Origin of the sequence: Allokutzneria sp. NRRL B-24872, from assembly GCF_002155965.1 — a bacterium.
GTDB lineage: Bacteria > Actinomycetota > Actinomycetes > Mycobacteriales > Pseudonocardiaceae > Allokutzneria.
The window spans coordinates 1-3,845 of sequence record NZ_MUMH01000198.1; the positions used below are offsets into that span (position 1 = coordinate 1).

Below are 3,845 nucleotides of genomic sequence, written 5' to 3' on the forward strand. Positions count from 1 at the left end.
CGGTCTCCACCACGGGCAGCGTCGAGCCGTCGCCCTGCCCCCAGATCAAGCGCTCAGCGGCGGTCGGCATGAGCTTGCGGTGCTTGGCAACCAAGCCCTTCACGGGGTCGAGGAACACCGCCGTGCAGTACAGCGTCGAGCCCGCCCGCTCGATCACCCCGACCACCAACGACACCCCGGTCCGCGCCGACAACCCGGCCAGCTCGGCGACCTCCGGGCCGGGCACGTCCACCGCGCCCGCGAAGTACTCCGCGAACTCCTCCCGCCCCGACGGCAACCGGTACCCCACGCGCGTCCCGAACGACGCCCCCTTCGGATAGCCGCCGAGCAACGCCTCCGGCAGCACCACCAGCGACGCCCCCGACTCCCGCAAATCCCGCTCGTAGCCGAGCACCTTCTCCACGGTTGCCCCAGTGGAAACACAGGAACCCACCTGGAGCGCACCCACCACCGACATCAGCCCACCACTCCCTACGATCGCCACCGTGACCACCAACCCCGGAACCATCGACAAGATCGCATGGATTCACCTGGAAGCCGGACACGTCCTGTCCACCCGCTCACGCGGCAAGGACACCTTCTACCTGCCCGGCGGCAAACGCGATCCCGGCGAGAGCGACCTCCAGACCCTCATGCGCGAGATCGCCGAGGAGCTGACCGTCACCATCGACCCCACCAGCGCCATCCACGTCGGCACCTTCCAAGCCCGAGCGCACGGCCACCCGGACGGCGTCGAGGTCCGCATGACCTGCTACTCCGCCACCTACACCGGCACGCTCGCCCCCGCCAGCGAGATCGAGGAGATCACCTGGCTCACCCACGCCGACCGCGACCGCGTCGCCCCCGTCGACCAGATCATCTTCGACCACCTGCACCAGGCCGGGCAGCTGCGCTGATCCGCGCCAGCACCTCCGCAACCGGCGCCGGCTCCCACTTCCCGCCCTCGCGCAACCGCACCGACGCCAACCCCGCAGCCGCCTCACGCGCACCGATCACCACCTGGAACGGCACCAACCGCGCCGCGCGCACCCGAGCACCAAGACTCCCCCGCTCCGGCCCCCGCACCTCCACGCGCAGGTCAGCCGACTCAGCGAACTCCGCAGCACACGGCACCTCCGCCTCCGACACCGGCAGCACCACGACCTGGGTCGGCGCCAACCACGCCGGGAACGCGCCCCCGTGCACCTCGATCAAGTGCGCCACCACCCGCTCCAGGCTGCCGATGATGCTCCGGTGCACCATCACCGGCCGGTGCTTCGCCCCGTCAGGACCGACGTAGGACAGGTCGAACTGACGCGGCTGGTGGAAGTCCACCTGCACGGTCGACAAGGTCGACTCCCGCCCCGCGCCGTCGGCGATCTGCACATCGATCTTCGGACCGTAGAACGCCGCCTCCCCCTCCACCGCCTCGAAGTCCACATCGGAAAGAACCTCGCGCAGCACCGCCTCCGCCCGCCGCCACAACTCCGGATCAGCCACGTACTTCCCACCCGCGCCCGGCAACGACAACCGGTAGCGCACCGGCTCGATCCCCAGCACCCGATGCGCCCGCCGCACCAGCTCCAACGCCGCCCGCGCCTCGTCAGCGACCTGATCAGGGGTGCAGAACACGTGCGCGTCGTTGAGCTGGATCGCCCGCACCCGGCTCAACCCGCCCAGCACCCCCGACAACTCCGCCCGGTACATCCCGCCCAGCTCCGCCATCCGCACCGGCAGATCCCGGTAGCTGTGCGGCCGCGACCGGAAGATCAGCGCGTGGTGCGGGCACAGACTCGGCCGCAGCACCACCTGCTCACCGCGCTCACCGCCGAGGTCCATCGGCGGGAACATGTCCTCGCTGTAGTGCGACCAGTGCCCCGACAACTCGAACAACTCCCGCTTGCCCAGCACCGGCGAGTACACGTGCCGGTACCCCGCGCGCCGCTCCAGGTCGCGCACGAACTCCTCCAAGGTGTGCCGCACCACCGCCCCGTCCGGCAGCCAGTACGGCAAACCCGCGCCCATCAACGGATCGGAGTCGAACAGGTCCAGCTCACGGCCGAGCTTGCGGTGGTCGTGCATCACGGTCTCCTCGCGGGAAAGGTGAGGCGAGCGACCACAGACAAGAGCCCCGGGGCACTCGCCCCGGGGCTCTTCGTCAGACAGGTGTCAGCGCGCCGGGACGGAATCCGGCGTCGTCGTCATGAGAGCGCGCTGCACACGACCACCGTAGCACCTACATGTTGATCATGTGCCCGGCGAGACCGTGGATGGCCTCCTTCACCGCCTCACCCAGCGTCGGGTGCGCGTGCACGTTGCGCGCCACCTCGTGCACGGTCAGATCCCACTGCTGCGCCAACGTCAGCTCCGGCAACAGCTCCGTCACCTCCGGCCCGATCAGGTGCGCGCCCAACAGCTCCCCGTGCTTGGCATCGCTGATGATCTTCACGAACCCAGCGGTCTCCCCGAGCCCGTGCGCCTTCCCGTTGGCGGTGAACGGGAACTTCGCCACCTTCACGTCGAAGCCCTGCTCCCGCGCCTGCGCCTCGGTCCACCCGAAACTCGCGATCTGCGGCTGGCAGTACGTGGCCCGAGGGATCATCACGTAGTCCAGCTCCATCGTCTCCACGTCCCCGATGGTCTCCGCCGCGATCACCCCCATCGACTCCGCCGCGTGCGCCAACATCAACTTCGCCGTCACGTCACCGATCGCGAAGATGTGCGGCACGCTCGTCCGGCACCGCCCGTCGATCTCGATCGCACCCCGATCGGTCAACCGCACCCCGGTCCGCTCCAGGCCGTAACCCTCCGTGCGAGGCACGAAACCGATGGCCTGCATGACCTTCCCGGCCTCCAGCACCCGCTGACCGTCCTTAGTGGACACAGTCACCCGCACACCACGACCGGTGTCCTCGATTGACTCCACCTTCGTCGAGGTCAACACCTCGATCCCCAACCGCTTGTACCGCTTCGCCAGCTCCGCCGACACCTCGGCGTCCTCCAACGGCACCACGCGATCAGCGAACTCCACGATCGTCACCTTGACGCCGTAGTTGTGCAGCACATAAGCGAACTCGACACCGATCGCACCCGCACCGGCGATCACGATGCTCTCCGGCAACTCCTCGCTGAGGATCTGCTCCTCGTAGGTCACCACGCGCGGCCCCAACGCCGTCCCCGGCAACAACCGCGTCGACGCACCCGCCGCGACGATGCAGTGATCGAAGGACACGACCTCGTCGCCGACCTTGATCGAATTCGCGTCCAGGAACTCCCCACGCCCGGTGAACTGCGTGATCGAGTTCTTCTTCATCAGGTAGTGCACGCCCTTGACGCGCCCGTCCGCCACCTTCCGGCTGCGCTGGAACGCCGCCGAGTAGTCGAAGGACACCTGCCCGTCCACCCGGATGCCATAGGACTTCGCCTCATGCTGGAACAGGTGCGCCAGCTCAGCGTTGCGCAACAGCGCCTTCGAAGGAATGCAGCCCACGTTGAGGCAGACCCCGCCCCAGTACCGCTCCTCGATGACCGCCGTCCGCAGCCCCAGCTGGGCTGACCGGATCGCGGCCACGTACCCACCCGGGCCAGCGCCCAGAACCACGACGTCGAAGTGAGTGCTCATACCCCAGACCCTAAGCCGCCCCCACCCCCACAGCCGTTCACGCCCCGAACGACCCCTTCAGGTACTTGAACGCACTGAACGGGTCGTTCAGGGCGCAAGCCCAGGAACAGCTGAGACTGGAGGTGCACGTGAGACCACGCCAAAGCCGCGTTCGGTGCGCTGAACTCCCTGAATGACTCATTCAGGACGCTCAAGTACCTCAACGAGTCATTGGGGGCGTGGGCCGCGCGCCTCGCGGAGGGTT

The 3,845-nt window shown here is 68.2% G+C and carries 4 protein-coding genes; 1 reads left to right on the forward strand and 3 read right to left on the reverse strand.

Annotated elements, in window-relative coordinates:
- A partial coding sequence (locus CCN37_RS35230; RefSeq protein ID WP_305764727.1) for a nitrilase-related carbon-nitrogen hydrolase occupies positions 1-457 on the reverse strand: 457 nt, incomplete at its 3' end.
- Between the two features lie 28 nt (positions 458-485).
- Between CCN37_RS35230 and CCN37_RS35235 the strand changes: the two genes are divergently transcribed.
- Positions 486-896 carry an NUDIX domain-containing protein gene (locus CCN37_RS35235; RefSeq protein ID WP_086829397.1) on the forward strand — a complete coding sequence of 137 codons (411 nt, stop codon included), beginning with the start codon at positions 486-488 and terminating at the stop codon, positions 894-896.
- Here the strand turns inward: CCN37_RS35235 and thrS are convergent.
- The gene (thrS, locus tag CCN37_RS35240; protein ID WP_086829399.1) at positions 856-2,061 is read right to left on the reverse strand and encodes a threonine--tRNA ligase; all 1,206 of its coding nucleotides are present in this window, start codon (positions 2,059-2,061) and stop codon (positions 856-858) included. The genes CCN37_RS35235 and thrS overlap by 41 nt on opposite strands.
- A 154-nt stretch (positions 2,062-2,215) precedes the next feature.
- Positions 2,216-3,601: a dihydrolipoyl dehydrogenase gene (gene lpdA, locus CCN37_RS35245; protein ID WP_086829401.1), complete on the reverse strand. Its 1,386-nt coding sequence runs from the start codon at positions 3,599-3,601 to the stop codon at positions 2,216-2,218.
- Positions 3,602-3,845: the final 244 nt, after the last annotated feature.

Bases quoted from the DNA above. Each gene is read 5' to 3' on its own strand.
- lpdA (WP_086829401.1), bottom strand. From the start codon at position 3,601: ATGAGCACTCACTTCGACGTCGTGGTTCTGGGCGCTGGCCCGGGTGGG.
- thrS (WP_086829399.1), bottom strand. From the start codon at position 2,061: ATGCACGACCACCGCAAGCTCGGCCGTGAGCTGGACCTGTTCGACTCC.